This window comes from Flavobacterium covae (assembly GCF_001534645.1).
Taxonomy (GTDB): Bacteria; Bacteroidota; Bacteroidia; order Flavobacteriales; family Flavobacteriaceae; genus Flavobacterium; species Flavobacterium covae.
The window spans coordinates 220,849-236,838 of the sequence record NZ_CP013992.1 but is presented as its reverse complement, the minus strand read 5'-3'; the positions used below and the strand labels follow the sequence as shown (position 1 = coordinate 236,838).

The following is a 15,990-nucleotide window of genomic DNA, read 5'->3' as shown; positions in this document are numbered from 1 at the left end:
TTTTTCGGGGCTTTTTTAATTAAATTTCATAAAAAACCGATGCTTTTCGGTCATAACTACACACAACAACAACACAATGAGCGATGCAATTAAACACGAGTGCGGCATAGCACTTTTGAGATTAAAAAAACCCTTAGAATATTACAAAGAAAAGTACGGCTCTGCTTTTTATGGGGTTGAAAAAATGTACCTACTTCTTGAAAAACAACACAATAGAGGTCAAGATGGTGCTGGTTTAGCCAGTATAAAACTAGACATAAATCCAGGAGTACGCTATATTAGCAGAATACGTTCTAATCAAGCACAACCCATTCAAGACATTTTTGCACAAATTAATTCACGCATCAATCATGAATTAGAATTACATCCTGAATACAAAAACAATATAGATTTATTAAAAGAAAACACTCCTTATATTGGGGAAGTCTTCCTTGGTCACGTTCGTTATGGAACATTTGGAAAAAATAGCATTGAAAACGTACACCCTTTCTTACGTCAAAATAACTGGATGAACCGTAACTTAATCGTTGCTGGCAACTTCAACATGACCAATGTAAAAGAATTATTTAGCGATTTAGTACGTTTAGGACAACATCCTAAGCAAATGACAGATACTGTAACCGTTATGGAAAAAATTGGTCATTTCCTTGATGATGAAGTAACGGAATTATACCAAAAATGCAAAGAAGAAGGTCTTAGCAAACAAGAAGCAACACCTGTTATTGCAGAAAGATTAGATGTAGGACGTATTTTACGAAGAGCTTCTAAAAATTGGGATGGCGGATATGCCATGGCAGGCTTAATTGGACACGGAGACGCATTTGTTACACGCGATCCAGCAGGTATACGCCCAGCTTTTTATTACCATGATGAAGAAATTGTTGTAGTAGCCTCTGAACGTCCCGTAATTCAAACCGTTTTCAATGTACCTTTTGAATCTATACAAGAAATTACCCCTGGTCATGCCATTATTATAAAGAAAAATGGCCTCGTTATTGATGAGAAAATAAGAGAAGCTACGCTTAAAAAAGCTTGTTCTTTTGAACGTATTTATTTTTCTAGAGGAAGCGATGCTGAAATCTACCAAGAACGAAAGAATCTAGGCAAATTAATCCTTCCACAAGTTTTAAAAGCTATCAACCACGACACAAATAATACCGTTTTTTCATATATTCCTAATACAGCCGAAACTTCGTTCTTTGGAATGATAGAAGCAGCTAATGATTTCTTAAATCAACGTAAAATAGATACCATTTTACAATACAAAGAACAATTATCACCTGATAAACTTAAAGAAATTTTAGATGTAAAAATTCGATCTGAAAAAATTGCAATAAAAGATGCAAAACTCAGAACTTTTATTACAAATGATGATTCTCGTGATGACATGGTAGCTCATGTATATGATGTAACCTATGGAGTGGTAAAAAAATCAGACAATCTTGTTATTATTGATGATAGTATTGTAAGAGGCACTACTTTAAAGAAAAGTATTATCAAAATGATGGATCGATTAAATCCAAAAAAGATTATTATAGTATCTTCTGCCCCACAAATTCGTTATCCAGATTGTTATGGTATTGATATGGCTAAACTTGAAACACTAATAGCTTTTCAAGCTATGTTAGAGTTATTAAAAGAGAACAAAAAATACCACCTCGTAGACGAAGTTTACACAAAATGTAAGGCACAAGAGCATAAACAAGACTCAGAGGTTGTAAATTATGTAAATGAATTATATGCTCAATTTACAGATGAACAAATTTCAGACAAAATTGCTGAAATGTTAAAAGAACCTACTATAAATGCAGAAATAAAAATTATTTTCCAATCTGTTCAAAATTTACATGAAGCTTGTCCAAAAAATTTAGGTGACTGGTATTTTACGGGTAACTATCCTACGGATGGAGGAAATCGTGTTGTAAATAGAGCTTTTATGAACTTCTACGAAGGCAAAAACATGAGAGCTTACTAAAAAAAGTGTATTTTATCGAGTTTTTAAACACTTCACCGATTTTATTTCAATATAACCTATACTCTCTATAAATTTGGATCACCATTACAATAAGTAGGTTAAGTTTATGGTAGATTTGGGGCAAAAAAGACAGAATAAGCTTCTGTCTTTTTTATTTTTAGTAACTTTCTTAATTATTAAAAAGATCAAACTCTAAATTCCGTAAACTAATATTCATTCAAAAATTATACTCTCTTTTTTATTTCACGCAATTAATGGATCAAGTCAAATATTTATAGAATTGATAAATTAAGTATACAATTCATATTAATTTGAATCACAAAAAAGCAAGCTCACTCCATTTATTGAGTTTAACGCATAATTACTTCATTTTCAACGATTATTCTTTCCTTTTAACGATTATTTTTGGATAACATACAACCTCATCTTAAATTTGATCTACCATTACAATAAGTAGGTTAAGTTATGGTAGATTTGGGGCAAAAAAAGGCAGAATTAAGTTCTGCCTTTTTTTTAAATACTTCTTCCTAATTCTTAAAAAATATTTTTTTATACTTTTAAGGATCAACTAGATACAACTAAAGTTCATCATTGTATTTTCGACGATTATTCTTTCTTTTTAACGATTATTTTTGGATAACATACAACCTCATCTTAAATTTGATCTACCATTACAATAAGTAGGTCAAATTATGGTAGATTTGGGGCAAAAAAAAAGACAGAACTTTGTTCTGTCTTTTTTTATACACTTGTTTTTTTAGCTCTTAAAAACGTTTTTATCTTTTTAATTATCAATTAGATACATTTTTTTTACAATCATTTTATTTTCAACGATTATTCATTCCTTTTAACGATTATTTTTGGATAACACACACCCTCATCTTAAATTTGATCTACCATTACGTAAGTAGGTTAAGTTATGGTAGATTTGGGGCAAAATGGGTAGAGAGTTTCTCTACCTTTTTTTTTAAAAAAACCTAAGTCAAACAATGGATTTTTATTACATATAAACAGCTTTTAATCTAAAACTATTCATTTTTTGTCCCAAATACAGTAAAACATTTAAAGCATTTCATAATTTAATTAAACCCCTATTTTTAGGAGCAAAAAATAGAGGTTGATATTTTTTATGAATGTATATTTCAAAAAATAAGTATTTCTGCTTTTTAGCTGAAAATCTATACTATACCATTTAAACTTTGAAATTTCCTTATAATACTATTTTTTAAACCTTAAAACTTTTCAAAAAGTTCGCAATCTTTCATTTCGAGCAAAGGGAGAAATCACATAATATTGATTATGAGACTCCTCCTTACGCAGGAGTGACAAACTGCATGTTGATTTAGACACTATCCTACAAAAGCAATAAAAATTAGTATTGGTTCTCGATGTGCTTCGCTCTCGAACTAACGATGATTTCAATTATATACTCAACCGTTTGTTCGAGTTGTTTCTAAAATAAAAAAACGTATCGAGAACTTTATTTTTTAATCCAGTATATTTTAAGTTTAAATGGTATTAGAAACTATTTCTTTATTAGATTTTTACAATATTCTTAACTTATTTATGGAGACCAAAAAAGCTGTTATAAAGTTGTTGTTTCAACAGCTAAATCTATAATATCTTTTTTTGATAGCTAAAAGAATTTTTCAAAACCTAAAATAGATTTCATTATTTTTTTTTTACAATTTATATATTTGATTTTCTTTTTTTATATCAGCCATTTCTCCTTTAGCATCAATTACTATTGCTTTTATATTTTGTTTCAAAGATGGTATGACAAAATCATACACTGGATAAGCCCAATCCCAGCTTTCTAAATCATTTCTTTTTAAATTAGATTCATTGGGTTTTGACCAACGCATAGCTGTTTGAGGTATATAATAGAGTTCTTGGGTACCATTTTCGTAAAAAACAGTTATTTCAAGTGGCATAGGCATTCTTCCCAATCTTTCTAGGATAACTTTTGTTGACTGTTTTTCTTCAACTACTTCTTTTATTGCATAATCAATGGTATTTGTTGTTTTAGTCCATTCTGTCAGATACCAATCTAGATTGGCTCCTGTTATTTTTTCAGCTGTATGAATAATATCTGTTGGGGTTGGGTGTGTAAATTTGAAATCGGCATAATAACGTTTTAAAACCTTTCTTAAGTTTTCTTTCCCTATAAGATATTCTAATTGTGTTAAAAATAGATTACCTTTACTATAGGCTTGAATGCTATACGGTCTATTTTCATCATAATGGTCTGCGTGGGTGGTTTGTGGTTGTTCTTTTCCTGATTTTACTAATAAAAAATACGCCTTATAAGAATCTTCATGAGGATTTTCTACTTTTTTTTCTGCTATTTCATTTAATCCATAATTTTCTAACCAAGTGGTAAAACCTTCATCCATCCAACTGTATTTACTTTCATTTGTTGCCAAAATATGTTGAAACCAAGAGTGTGCCATTTCATGAGCTGTAACCCCTATTAGGCCTTCTTGCGTTCCTTCTCCTAAAATTAAGGTACACATTGCATATTCCATACCTCCATCTCCACCTTGTATAACAGAATATTGTTTATAAGGATATTGACCAATTGTTTTATTGTATACATCCATCAACAGAGAAGTTTTAGGTTGTAAATTTTTCCAATTTTGAATAATTTCAGGCTTATTTTGATATAAAAAGTGTAGTGTAATACCATCAGGACGTATTAACTTATCATGAAGATATTCTTTATCTGCAGCCCAAGTAAAATCATGAACTTGGGGAGCTATAAAATGCCATGTCAGGTTTTTTGTTTTTTTAGGATATATTACTTTAAAACCATTTTCTTCGTATCCTTTTCCAACTTCATTTGCATTTTGTAGATATCCGCTTCCTCCTAATGTATATTCTTTATCTATTGTAATTTTAACATCGAAATTACCCCATACGCCATGAAATTCACGACCAATATAAGGGTCTGCTTGCCAACCATCTATATCATATTCAGCTATTTTAGGATACCATTGTGACATAGATAGCTCTATTCCTTCTTTGTTATTTCTACCACTTCTACGAATTTGAACAGGTACTTGTCCATCAAAATCCATTGTAAAGGTAGTGCTTGTTTTAGGCATAAGAGGTTTTGCCAAATTTACCTCTAAAATGGTACTTACACGTTTACTTATAACGGCTATTCCGTCTTGTTTTAAATTATTGACATATAAATATCCTATTTCATTAGGTTTTAGGGTGCTAATTCTACTTTCTTTTACTTCTTTACCTTCTACTTTTACTTTATTTACCATACGTCCATCGGGATCCTTAATTGATTTTAAACGCGCATCCATAGGACTATTAGGCTGAAAAGCATTGTTATACAAGTGTATATATACTTTCTTTAAGGTGTCTGGAGAATTATTAGTATATAGTAATGTTTGTTTTCCTTTATATTGATAATTTTTCACATCCATATTAACTTCCATTTTATAATCAGCATGCTGTTGCCAATAACCGGAATTAGGATTTTTTTGCGCTAAAGCCAATAAAGGGAAAAAGAATAGTACGTATTTTTTCATATCTATTAAATAAAAAAGAAGGGATTAAATCCCTTCCAAATGTAATAATTTAAACTAAGAGTTATTTTTTTATGATTTTTTCAGCCATTTTTAAGGCATTATAAGCATTTACTATTTTACCGGATTTAGAAATTTTATCTAAAGTAGTAGGTTCTGCATTTTCGCCAGCTAGAGCGAAATTGTTAGTTAGAGAGGTTCCTGATTCCATTAAAATTTGTTTTACTTGAGCTGCTTTTAATGATGGATAAAAGGCTCTTATTAAGGCTGCTACTCCAGCAACATTGGGTGATGCCATAGAGGTACCTTGTAAATATTCATATTTATTGTCAGGAACGGTTGCGTATATTTTTACTCCTGGTGCAAAAACATCTACATTTATCTTTCCGTAGTTAGAAAAATTAGCCATTACTTTTGATCCATATTCGTAATTTAAAGCACCTACTGTAATTACGTTATCTGCAAATTCGGGATTACTTCCTTCTGCATCATTAGGATAATTAGGTTTTATATCAATATTTTCTGCATCATTTCCTGCTGCATGAACAAAAAGTACATCTTTGGAGGCTGCATATTTAATAGCGTCGTAAACCCATTCTTTATTGGGAGAAAAAGCTTTTCCAAAACTTCCATTGATTACCTTAGCACCATTATCTACTGCATAACGAATGGCTAATGCAATATCTTTATCATATTCATCTCCATTAGGAACTGCACGCAATGCCATAATTTGAACATATTCTGATGCTACACCATCTCCTCCTTTTCCATTACCTCTAGTTTGTGCTATAATTCCCGCTACGTGAGTTCCGTGTTTACCGCTTTCTTTTTTAGGACCTATAACATTACTATTACCATATTTTGTTTGGGTAATATCGTAAGGATTATCGCCTACTGGTTTACGTCCGTCAAATTCTGTATTTAAATTATAATTTAATTGATCATAAACATAGTCTTTATACTCTCCTATTTCAGTATCAAATTTTGCTTTATCTCCTCCCATGTTAGACAATACTTGCCCAATAATGTTTTGAGATTGAAGTAGTGTTTGATCTGTTGTTTTGATTGTTTTTACTTCTGTAAGGGTGTAATTTTTCTTTTTTAAATACTCTGCAATATTTTTATCTGCATTTACAATTGCATCTATTTGTGTTTTTTGAGGTTCTAGCTCAGATTTTTTTTGTGTTAAAAGTGCTAAGGCGTTTTCATATTGAACGGAACCATCATTTCCTTTTTTCACGATGCGGGTTAATTCTAACTGTTCGTTATCTGCATCTCCTAGAAAGTTCCATCCATGAACATCGTCTATATAACCATTATTATCATCATCTTTTTTATTTCCTGGAATTTCTTTGGAATTTTTCCAAATGGCTGGTTTTAAATCTTCATGTTCAATATCAATTCCAGAGTCAATAACACCTACAATGATCTTATTTGCTTTTTTCCCTTTTAATAATTGTTCATACGCTTTATCAACTCCCATTCCTGGAATTGTATCTTTAATAAGATCTAGATGACTCCAACGTTGTAAGTCTTTTTCCTTAATGGGAGTCATTTTTAAAGGGATTTGATCAATTTTTTTAGGGTCAATGCTCACAATTCCTTTTGGCGTACTACAACTAGCAATCATCATTCCTATAGTACCTGTAAAAGTTATCGTTTTTAAAATTCTCATAAATATAATTTTAGGCTGTAAATATCTTATTTATATTAATATCAAAAAGTTGTTTTAACATTAGATTAATATATCCTCTAGTTGAAAAGTTTCTTTTAATCGAACTCCTTTTTCTGTTTTTTCAACTGTTATAATAGGATTATGTGCATCATGTTCCAACCATAAATAAAAGTTTTTTTCGGCTGCTTCGTTCAAAAATTTTTCTTTTTCGGATAGTGTTAGTAGCGGGCGAGTATCATATCCCATTACATAAGGCAGAGGTATATGTCCTGCTGTAGCTAACAAATCTGCCATAAAAACGATTGTTTTATCTTTATATTGTATGTGGGGTATCATTTGTTTTTCCGTGTGACCATCAACATATAAAATACCAAAATTCAACTCATCTGAAATTCCATAGTCTGAATCAGGTCTTTTTATAAAATTTAAATGCCCACTTTCTTGCATGGGTAAAATATTTTCACTCAAAAAAGAGGCCTTCTCTCTTGGATTGGGCTTAGTAGCCCATTCCCAATGGTTTTCATTAGTCCAATAGGTTGCCTTTTTAAATGCTACTTCATAGCCTGTTTTTTCTTTATTCCAGTTGACACATCCTCCACAATGATCAAAATGCAAATGGGTCATAAATACATCTGTTATATCCTCTCGATGAAAACCATATTTAGCTAATGATTTATCCAAAGTATCCTCTCCCCATAAAGAGTAATAACCAAAAAATTTTTCGGATTGTTTATTTCCCATTCCTGTATCTATCAAAGTTAACCGGTTTCCTTCTTCAATGAGCATACAACGAGCTGCTATATCTATTAAGTTATTAGCGTCTGCAGGATTGGTTTTATTCCAAATAGCTTTGGGTACAACTCCAAACATAGCGCCTCCGTCTAATTTAAAATTACCTGATTCTATGGGATATATTTTCATAATATTCAAACTTTATTTTTTATATTGATACATAAAGCCATTGTTTTAGTATAGGCTTTGAGAAGATCTTTTTTATGTCTTTAATTTATGATTACGAAAGTCAAATATACTAAAAAGATGTATGAGGTTTCTCTTATAACTTTACTTACACAAAATAGATATTAAATGGAGTTCGTTTTCTTTTATATTCACGTTTTATATGATTCATACTGTATTATTTTGAATGTTTGAATCATTTTATCATCTACACAGAGTATTTTTTAATATTTTTTTATCTTTAACTTTTTCTTTATGCTTTTATTTCTATCATAAAATCGAACATATAATTTGGTTTTCACATTAAGCAATAATTCCAGAATATAAAATTTCTAGAACAAGAATAGTTTTCATTTTTTTAATTCATTAAACAGGTACTCAAGCTTTTTATTTTTATTAAAGTTATACGTCTTTTTTACGATCAATTTTTGTATAGTATTAATTCGTTCTTTAGTTATAGGATGTGAGCTCAAAAATTCAGGAACTGATAAAGCTGTAGAGTTTTCTTCTTTTTCTAATGTGGTAAATAAATCTATCATTCCTTTGGGATCTATTTGATTAGCCAACATTAGTTTAAAACCTTCCTCATCTGACTGTGTTTCAAAGTTTCTAGAAAAGGAGAGCGAATACAAACTATCTGCATGTTGTCCTACCACAGACATGATACCGTTTATGTCCCCCAACATTACTGATAAAAAAAGATACCCTGATAAATCTCTGCATAATAATTTTATTGCATGCCTTTGGTTTACATGAGCTGTTTCATGACCTAGTAAGGCTACTAATTCTTCATACGTTTTTATCTTATTTAATATTCCTTTATAAACCACTATATTTCCATCAGGAAGAGCAAACGCATTTACTACAGGTGAATCTACTATCGTAAAATGTAATTTTTTAGTATTTTTTAATTTTAGTTGATCTGCAAATTCTTGTAATAATTGAGACTCTTTTTCTTTTTTATTTTCAGTTAAAATAAATTGATTAAAAGCTGAAACTCCCAACTTATCATCAAAACTTTGAGGTAATAAAACGGCGGCTTTTTCTCCTAACCATGGTACTACATAAAAATAGCTCAAAATAACGGAGACAAATAAAACCATGGCTATAGAAATAACTATAGTTAAATTTAAATTTCTAATTTTCTGACTCCAGTTAAGTTGTTTATTTTCGGATAAATATACTTTAAAGTCTTGTATGAATTTTTGATCCGTTATTTGAATACTTTGCGAAATATCTGGTTTATAATGCAATATTATTATATTGGATTGAAAAGTTTTATCTAATTCATTAATTGACCAATTTAACCAACCTTTTTCTTTATTTTCAAAGAACAGGCAGTTTTTTGTAACATCTAAAAAAAGTTCAACGAAATGGGGTTTAGAAGAAACCCCATCATAATATATAGCTTGTGCCTTAGTTATTGTCATTATATTACTAAATCCATATCTAACATATCTTCCATATCTTCACCTGTAGCATCTTTATAAATCTCTTCTGTTTGATTAATTGTGCTAAGATCAATTGTTCCTTCTAATTGAATAGAGGACAATAGGAACTTCATAATACGCATTTCAACCCAAGCTGTTCCAATACCAAAAGTAAACGTGATAATTAACAGATTTACAATGGCTACTTTAAGAAGTTCTCCCCCTGTAATATTGGTAGAAATTTTTAATTCGTCTTCATCTTTATACATTTTTAGATTATTAATGTAATATTCAATAATTTCTTTTTGCCACCAAAAACCATAAATACCAAGAGTAAACAGAGTTAAAAAATAGCCTTTAATATTTAGTATCAAATAATCTCCCCCATTTCCCTCATACTCCATTTTTATATTTCCTAAACGAATATTTTGAAGAGTATATTTTCTTAAATTAATTGTAAACCAAGATCCATAAATACCAAATGTTATTGCAGTAAGCCCAAACCATTTTAAGAAATTAACCATCAATTCTTTACGGTTTCCTCTATATCCAAAACGAATCCCTCTCCATGAAGTTCTAGACATTCTATAACGATAAGATCCGTGTATGGCAAAAGGTACTATAACTAAAATAACACCTACTAAAAAAAGGAAAGCAATACTTTCAAATCCTGCATAATAAATTAAACCAAAAATAACCGCTAAACCTAAAAAAACCGCAATACTTGTTATATATCCTTTAAACATTTCTTTTCCTGTACCATGAAACTCAAAAGGACTCCCGTCTAAAGTTGTTTCACTATACAAATATTTTAGTCGTTTTTCTTTTGCCCAAGGATGATAAAAGCCTAATGTTACAGCATTTAAGACCCAATTAAGAATTAAAATTCCAAAATACGTTTCACCTTTTCCGCAAAAGTCCACATTGTAGTTTTTAGCTTGCTTTAATTTTTGATCCATTTTTTAAATAGTTAATTTGTTTTTTGTAACGCAATATAAAGGATTTCAATAATCTATCATAACTATTTTTTATTATAAAATTGATTACAAAAATGTTAGAGATTATGAAAAAGAATTTTTATGTTGTACCTTTGCAATTAATTTAGACAAAATCAAAATAAGAAATGATAAAAGTTTCAGAATCAGCAAGTAAGAAAATCATAGATATGATGAAAGAAGACGGCTTTGATGCTTCAAAAGATTTCGTACGTGTAGGGGTAAAAAGTGGCGGTTGTTCAGGCTTGTCTTATGAACTTAAATTTGACAAAGAAACCACTGAAAATGACAAGGTTTTTGAGGACAATAACGTTAAAATAGCTGTTGAAAAAAAATCATATTTATATCTAATAGGCACTGTACTTGAATATTCAGGAGGGCTTAATGGTAAGGGTTTTGTTTTTAACAATCCCAATGCACAAAGAACCTGTGGATGTGGAGAGAGTTTTTCTTTATAGTTAAACAAAGGTCCAAGAAATAAAAACTAAAAGAAATGAGTAATACGTTTTAAATCTGATAGAGATCAAAACATATTGAAAACCATTTATTTTAATATTAAAAATTATCATTTTTTGGATCTACAAAAGCTTTATCTATAGAAAACGCTCTATATATTCAATTAATTATCACTGATTTTTGAAAAAACAAAAAATCAGCAAATAAATATAAAAAGGTATTTAATTTTCTCTATTTATGTCAGATTTATAAACAGAAATTAATTCTATTGAGGTAGAAATAACAAAGTTAAATTTCAAAATAACCAGAGAATTTATTAAATATTTAAAACAGAAACAGAATAAGGTGAATCAAAAATTAAAAAGATTTAAAAATAAAAAAGTACAATATTTTGTTTCATTTTTATAGATTTTTAAATTTTTAAAATTTTTACATTTTTAGATACATTATGTCAAAATATACCGAAGACGATTTAAAAATAGAATTAGAAAACAAAGAGTACGAATATGGTTTTTATACCGATATCGAATCAGAAACGTTTCCTGCAGGTTTAAACGAAGATATTGTTCGTGCCATTTCTAAAAAGAAAAATGAACCTGAATGGATGACTGAATGGCGCTTGGAATCATTTCGTATTTGGAATGAAATGACAGAACCAGAATGGGCTAACGTTCATTATGAAAAACCTGATTTTCAAGCAGTATCATATTATTCCGCACCCAAGAAAAAAGATAAGTACAATAGCTTAGATGAAGTAGATCCCGAGTTGTTAGAAACATTTAAAAAGTTAGGAATATCAATTGATGAACAAAAACAATTAGCAGGTGTTGCCGTTGACATCGTAATGGACTCCGTTTCGGTTGCCACTACATTCAAAAAAACCTTAGCTGAAAAAGGTATTATTTTTTGTTCTATATCAGAAGCTATTCAGGAACACCCTGAATTAGTTCAAAAATATATCGGAACAGTTGTTCCTCAAAAAGATAATTTCTATGCTGCCTTAAATTCCGCTGTTTTTTCTGATGGCAGTTTCTGTTATATACCAAAAGGCGTTCGTTGCCCTATGGAATTATCTACCTATTTCCGTATTAACCAAGGAGGAACCGGTCAGTTTGAAAGAACTTTAGTCATTGCAGATGAAGGAAGTTATGTATCATACCTTGAAGGTTGTACAGCTCCAAGTCGTGATGAAAACCAATTACACGCAGCAGTAGTAGAGTTAATCGCTCTTGACGATGCCGAAATTAAATACTCAACCGTTCAAAACTGGTATCCAGGAAATAAAGAAGGAAAAGGCGGTGTATACAACTTCGTAACTAAACGTGGTTTATGCGAAAAAAACGCTAAAATTTCTTGGACACAAGTTGAAACAGGTTCTGCCGTAACTTGGAAATACCCGTCTTGCATACTAAAAGGAGATAACTCAATAGGCGAATTTTACTCTATTGCCGTTACTAACAATTTTCAACAAGCAGATACTGGAACGAAAATGATCCATTTAGGTAAAAACACCAAATCAACCATTATCTCTAAAGGTATATCTGCTGGAAAATCACAAAACAGCTATAGAGGATTAGTGCAAATTAGTTCACGTGCCGAAAATGCACGTAACTTCTCTCAATGTGACTCTTTATTAATGGGTAACAACTGTGGTGCACATACGTTTCCATATATTGAATCCAATAATTCAACCGCTAAAATTGAACACGAAGCCACCACTTCTAAAATTGGTGAAGATCAAATTTTTTACTGTAATCAACGTGGCATTCCTACAGAAAAAGCAATTGCTTTAATTGTAAACGGTTTTAGCAAAGAAGTATTAAATAAGCTTCCAATGGAATTTGCAGTAGAAGCACAAAAATTATTAGAAATTTCTTTAGAAGGTTCAGTAGGATAATGAGCAATTCAGTAATTATAGTCGGTTCATCTCGTAAAAACGGTAATACCACCACAATTGCTGATGCTATTGCAGAGCAATATAAAATGGATATCATTAATCTAAGTGATTATCAATTTACATATTACGATTATGAGAACAAAAATATAACAGATGATTTTCTTCCACTAATGAAGGAAATCATAGAAAAATACGATACCCTCCTATTTGCTACACCAATATATTGGTACAACATGAGCGGTATCATGAAGGTTTTTTTTGATCGTTTTTCTGATTTAATCCGAATTGATAAAGATTGGGGTAGAAAATTAAGAGAAAAAAAAATGGTCGTAATCTCTAATTCACATGATTCCGAAAAAGATCTAGATTATAGTTTCTATATTCCTTTTCAAAAATCAGCCGAATATTTAGGAATGCAATATATAGGAAATAAGCATATTAACGCTGACAATCCTAAAGAATTAAACAACATAGAATTAGCTTTTTTATAAAATAAAACAAAATGCTTAAGATTAGTAACTTACACGCTTCAGTAGAAGATAAAGAAATATTAAAAGGTATCAACCTAGAAATTAAAGCAGGAGAAGTTCACGCGATTATGGGACCAAACGGTGCTGGAAAATCAACATTATCGTCAATCATCGCTGGTAATGAAAATTATGAAGTTTCAGAAGGTGAAATCATCCTTGATGGTGAGGATTTATCTGAATTAGCACCTGAAGAAAGAGCACACAAAGGTGTCTTTTTATCATTTCAATACCCTATTGAAATCCCAGGAGTTTCAGTAACTAACTTCATTAAAACAGCCATTAATGAAAAACGTAAAGCAAATGGTGAGGAAGAAATGCCTGCTAACGAAATGCTGAAAAAAATCCGTGAAAAGTCAGAGTTATTAGAAATGGATAGAAAATTCCTTTCTCGTTCACTGAATGAAGGTTTTTCAGGAGGTGAAAAAAAACGTAATGAGATTTTTCAAATGGCAATGTTAGAACCTAAAATTGCTATTCTTGACGAAACAGATTCAGGTTTAGATATTGATGCTTTACGTATTGTAGCTAATGGCGTAAATAAATTAAAAAATCAAAACAACGCGGTTTTAGTAATTACACACTATCAACGCTTATTAGACTATATCGTTCCTGATTTTGTTCACGTACTAATGGATGGTAAAATCGTAAAATCAGGTACTAAAGAATTAGCCCTTGAATTAGAAGAAAAAGGATACGATTGGATTAAAAATGAACTCGTATAAATTTTGTTTCAAGTTTCGGATTTCAAATTATATGACTACAATAAATAAGTTTGAAAAATTAGAAATCTAGCAAGAAACACAATTATTAACTAAAAAAACTCATTTAATTTTAAAAGAAACGGAACTAAAAACTGATTTCAGATTTAAAGAACAAGTTAGATCTTCTTCTGAATCAGTAATAGACAGAAGATTTTGAAAAAGATAGAAACATAAAAACCAAATAACTCTTATCTATTTCAAAAGATTCAAACAAAAAATACGGTTCTCAAATATATAGACTTTATGACTATGAATATATTTTAAAAGATAAATTCATAGAATTAAAAAATAAGTATAAAATCTAAGCGATAGAATTATTAAAAATTTTATTGCTTATTTAAATAAGAAAGATTTCAAAGAAACCTAATTCCAATAACTTGGAATTTGAAACTTGAAACTTGAAACAAAAGAAGTATGGATTTAAAAGAAAAATTACTTTCCTCTTTTATGGCGTTTGAAGAAAAGGTAGATGTAACCACTGAATTACACGACCTTCGTACTTCCGCATTAAAAAATTTTGAAGCTAAAGGTTTTCCAACAAAAAAAGAGGAAGCTTGGAAATATACATCGCTTAATACAGTATTAAAAAATGATTTTAGTATCTTCCCTAAAAAAGAAAATGCAGTTGAAATTAAGGATGTAAAAAAATACTTTATCAACAATGTTGACACCTACAAAGTAGTATTTATTGACGGTGTTTTTAGCACTTTTTTATCCTCAACTACGCATGACGGATTAGATGTTTGTTTAATGTCCTCAGCATTAACAAAACCCAAATATAAAATGGTTATTGACACCTACTTTAATCAAATAGCAAGTAAGGAAGAAGCATTAACTAGCTTAAATACCGCTTTTGCCTATGAAGGAGCTTATATAAACATTCCTAAAAGTAAAGTAGTTGAAAAACCTATTGAAATTATTTATTTCTCAACTGGTGTTGAAAATGCTCTAATGATACAGCCTCGTAATCTAGTTATTGTAGGTGAAAATGCACATGTACAAATTATCGAACGTCATCAAAGTTTAAACAAAAATCCTGTCTTCACTAATTCAGTAACAGAAGTTTTTGCCCAAAAACGAGCCATTGTAGATTACTATAAAATTCAAAATGATTTACAATCCGCTAATTTAATTGACAATACCTATATTGCTCAAAAACAAGAAAGTCGTGTTTCTGTACATACATTCTCTTTTGGAGGAAATATTACACGTAATAATTTAAATTTCTATCACCAAGGAGAACGTATTGATTCTACCCTGAAAGGAATTACAATCATTGGAGATAAACAACACGTGGATCATTATACATTAGTTCAGCATGCGCAACCAAATTGTGAAAGCCATCAAAACTACAAATGTATATTAGACGATCATGCAACGGGTGTTTTTAATGGCAAAATTTACGTTGAAAAAGAAGCTCAAAAAACAGATGCTTTCCAACAAAACAACAACGTTTTATTAAGTGAAAAAGCATCTATAAATGCAAAACCACAATTAGAAATCTTTGCTGATGACGTAAAATGCTCACATGGGTGCACCATTGGTCAACTAGACGAAAGTGCTTTATTTTATATGCAACAACGTGGCATTCCTAAAAAAGAAGCCAAAGCACTGTTAATGTATGCTTTTACCAGCGAAGTAACTTCAAGCATAAAAATACCTGAATTAAAAGAAAAAATTGGCAAAATTATCGCCACTAAATTAGGTGTCAATATGGGATTTGATCTATAAAACGCTTATTTATAAAACCTAATTAAAAAGCATTTGTT

11 protein-coding genes are annotated in these 15,990 nt (G+C 30.3%); 6 read left to right on the top strand and 5 right to left on the bottom strand.

The window, feature by feature from the left end; genetic code table 11:
• Positions 1–76 precede the first annotated feature (76 nt).
• Positions 77–1,975 carry an amidophosphoribosyltransferase gene (locus AWN65_RS01015; protein WP_060381460.1) on the top strand — a complete coding sequence of 633 codons (1,899 nt, stop codon included), beginning with the start codon at positions 77–79 and terminating at the stop codon, positions 1,973–1,975.
• A gap of 1,682 nt (positions 1,976–3,657) precedes the next feature.
• Here the strand turns inward: AWN65_RS01015 and AWN65_RS01010 are convergent.
• From AWN65_RS01010 to AWN65_RS00990, 5 genes are all read right to left on the bottom strand, one after another.
• Entirely contained in the window at positions 3,658–5,523 is a 1,866-nt protein-coding gene (locus AWN65_RS01010; protein WP_060381459.1) for a M1 family metallopeptidase, read from the bottom strand.
• A gap of 61 nt (positions 5,524–5,584) precedes the next feature.
• Positions 5,585–7,195 carry a S8 family peptidase gene (locus AWN65_RS01005; protein ID WP_060381458.1) on the bottom strand — a complete coding sequence of 537 codons (1,611 nt, stop codon included), beginning with the start codon at positions 7,193–7,195 and terminating at the stop codon, positions 5,585–5,587.
• 60 nt (positions 7,196–7,255) lie between these two features.
• The gene (locus AWN65_RS01000) at positions 7,256–8,116 is read right to left on the bottom strand and encodes an MBL fold metallo-hydrolase (protein WP_060381457.1); all 861 of its coding nucleotides are present in this window, start codon (positions 8,114–8,116) and stop codon (positions 7,256–7,258) included.
• Between the two features lie 386 nt (positions 8,117–8,502).
• Positions 8,503–9,582 (bottom strand): M48 family metallopeptidase, encoded by a 1,080-nt coding sequence (locus AWN65_RS00995; protein WP_060381456.1) that lies wholly within the window; start codon positions 9,580–9,582, stop codon positions 8,503–8,505.
• Complete coding sequence (locus AWN65_RS00990) at positions 9,582–10,541, bottom strand: YjgN family protein (protein ID WP_060381455.1); 960 nt, start codon at positions 10,539–10,541, stop codon at positions 9,582–9,584. Before AWN65_RS00990 ends, AWN65_RS00995 begins: the two co-directional genes overlap by 1 nt.
• 164 nt (positions 10,542–10,705) lie before the next feature.
• Between AWN65_RS00990 and AWN65_RS00985 the strand changes: the two genes are divergently transcribed.
• From AWN65_RS00985 to sufD, 5 genes are all read left to right on the top strand, one after another.
• Positions 10,706–11,035, top strand: a complete 330-nt coding sequence (locus AWN65_RS00985; RefSeq protein WP_060381454.1) for a HesB/IscA family protein — start codon at positions 10,706–10,708, stop codon at positions 11,033–11,035.
• A 446-nt stretch (positions 11,036–11,481) separates the two neighbouring features.
• Positions 11,482–12,930: a Fe-S cluster assembly protein SufB gene (sufB, locus tag AWN65_RS00980; protein WP_060381453.1), complete on the top strand. Its 1,449-nt coding sequence runs from the start codon at positions 11,482–11,484 to the stop codon at positions 12,928–12,930.
• Positions 12,930–13,421 (top strand): flavodoxin family protein, encoded by a 492-nt coding sequence (locus AWN65_RS00975; protein WP_060381452.1) that lies wholly within the window; start codon positions 12,930–12,932, stop codon positions 13,419–13,421. The genes sufB and AWN65_RS00975 overlap by 1 nt, the downstream gene beginning before the upstream one ends.
• Positions 13,422–13,432: 11 nt before the next feature.
• A complete protein-coding gene (sufC, locus tag AWN65_RS00970) occupies positions 13,433–14,182 on the top strand; it encodes a Fe-S cluster assembly ATPase SufC (RefSeq protein ID WP_060381451.1) in 750 nt (249 codons plus the stop codon).
• A gap of 453 nt (positions 14,183–14,635) precedes the next feature.
• The gene (sufD, locus tag AWN65_RS00965; protein WP_060381450.1) at positions 14,636–15,952 is read left to right on the top strand and encodes a Fe-S cluster assembly protein SufD; all 1,317 of its coding nucleotides are present in this window, start codon (positions 14,636–14,638) and stop codon (positions 15,950–15,952) included.
• The last annotated feature ends 38 nt before the right edge of the window (positions 15,953–15,990 follow it).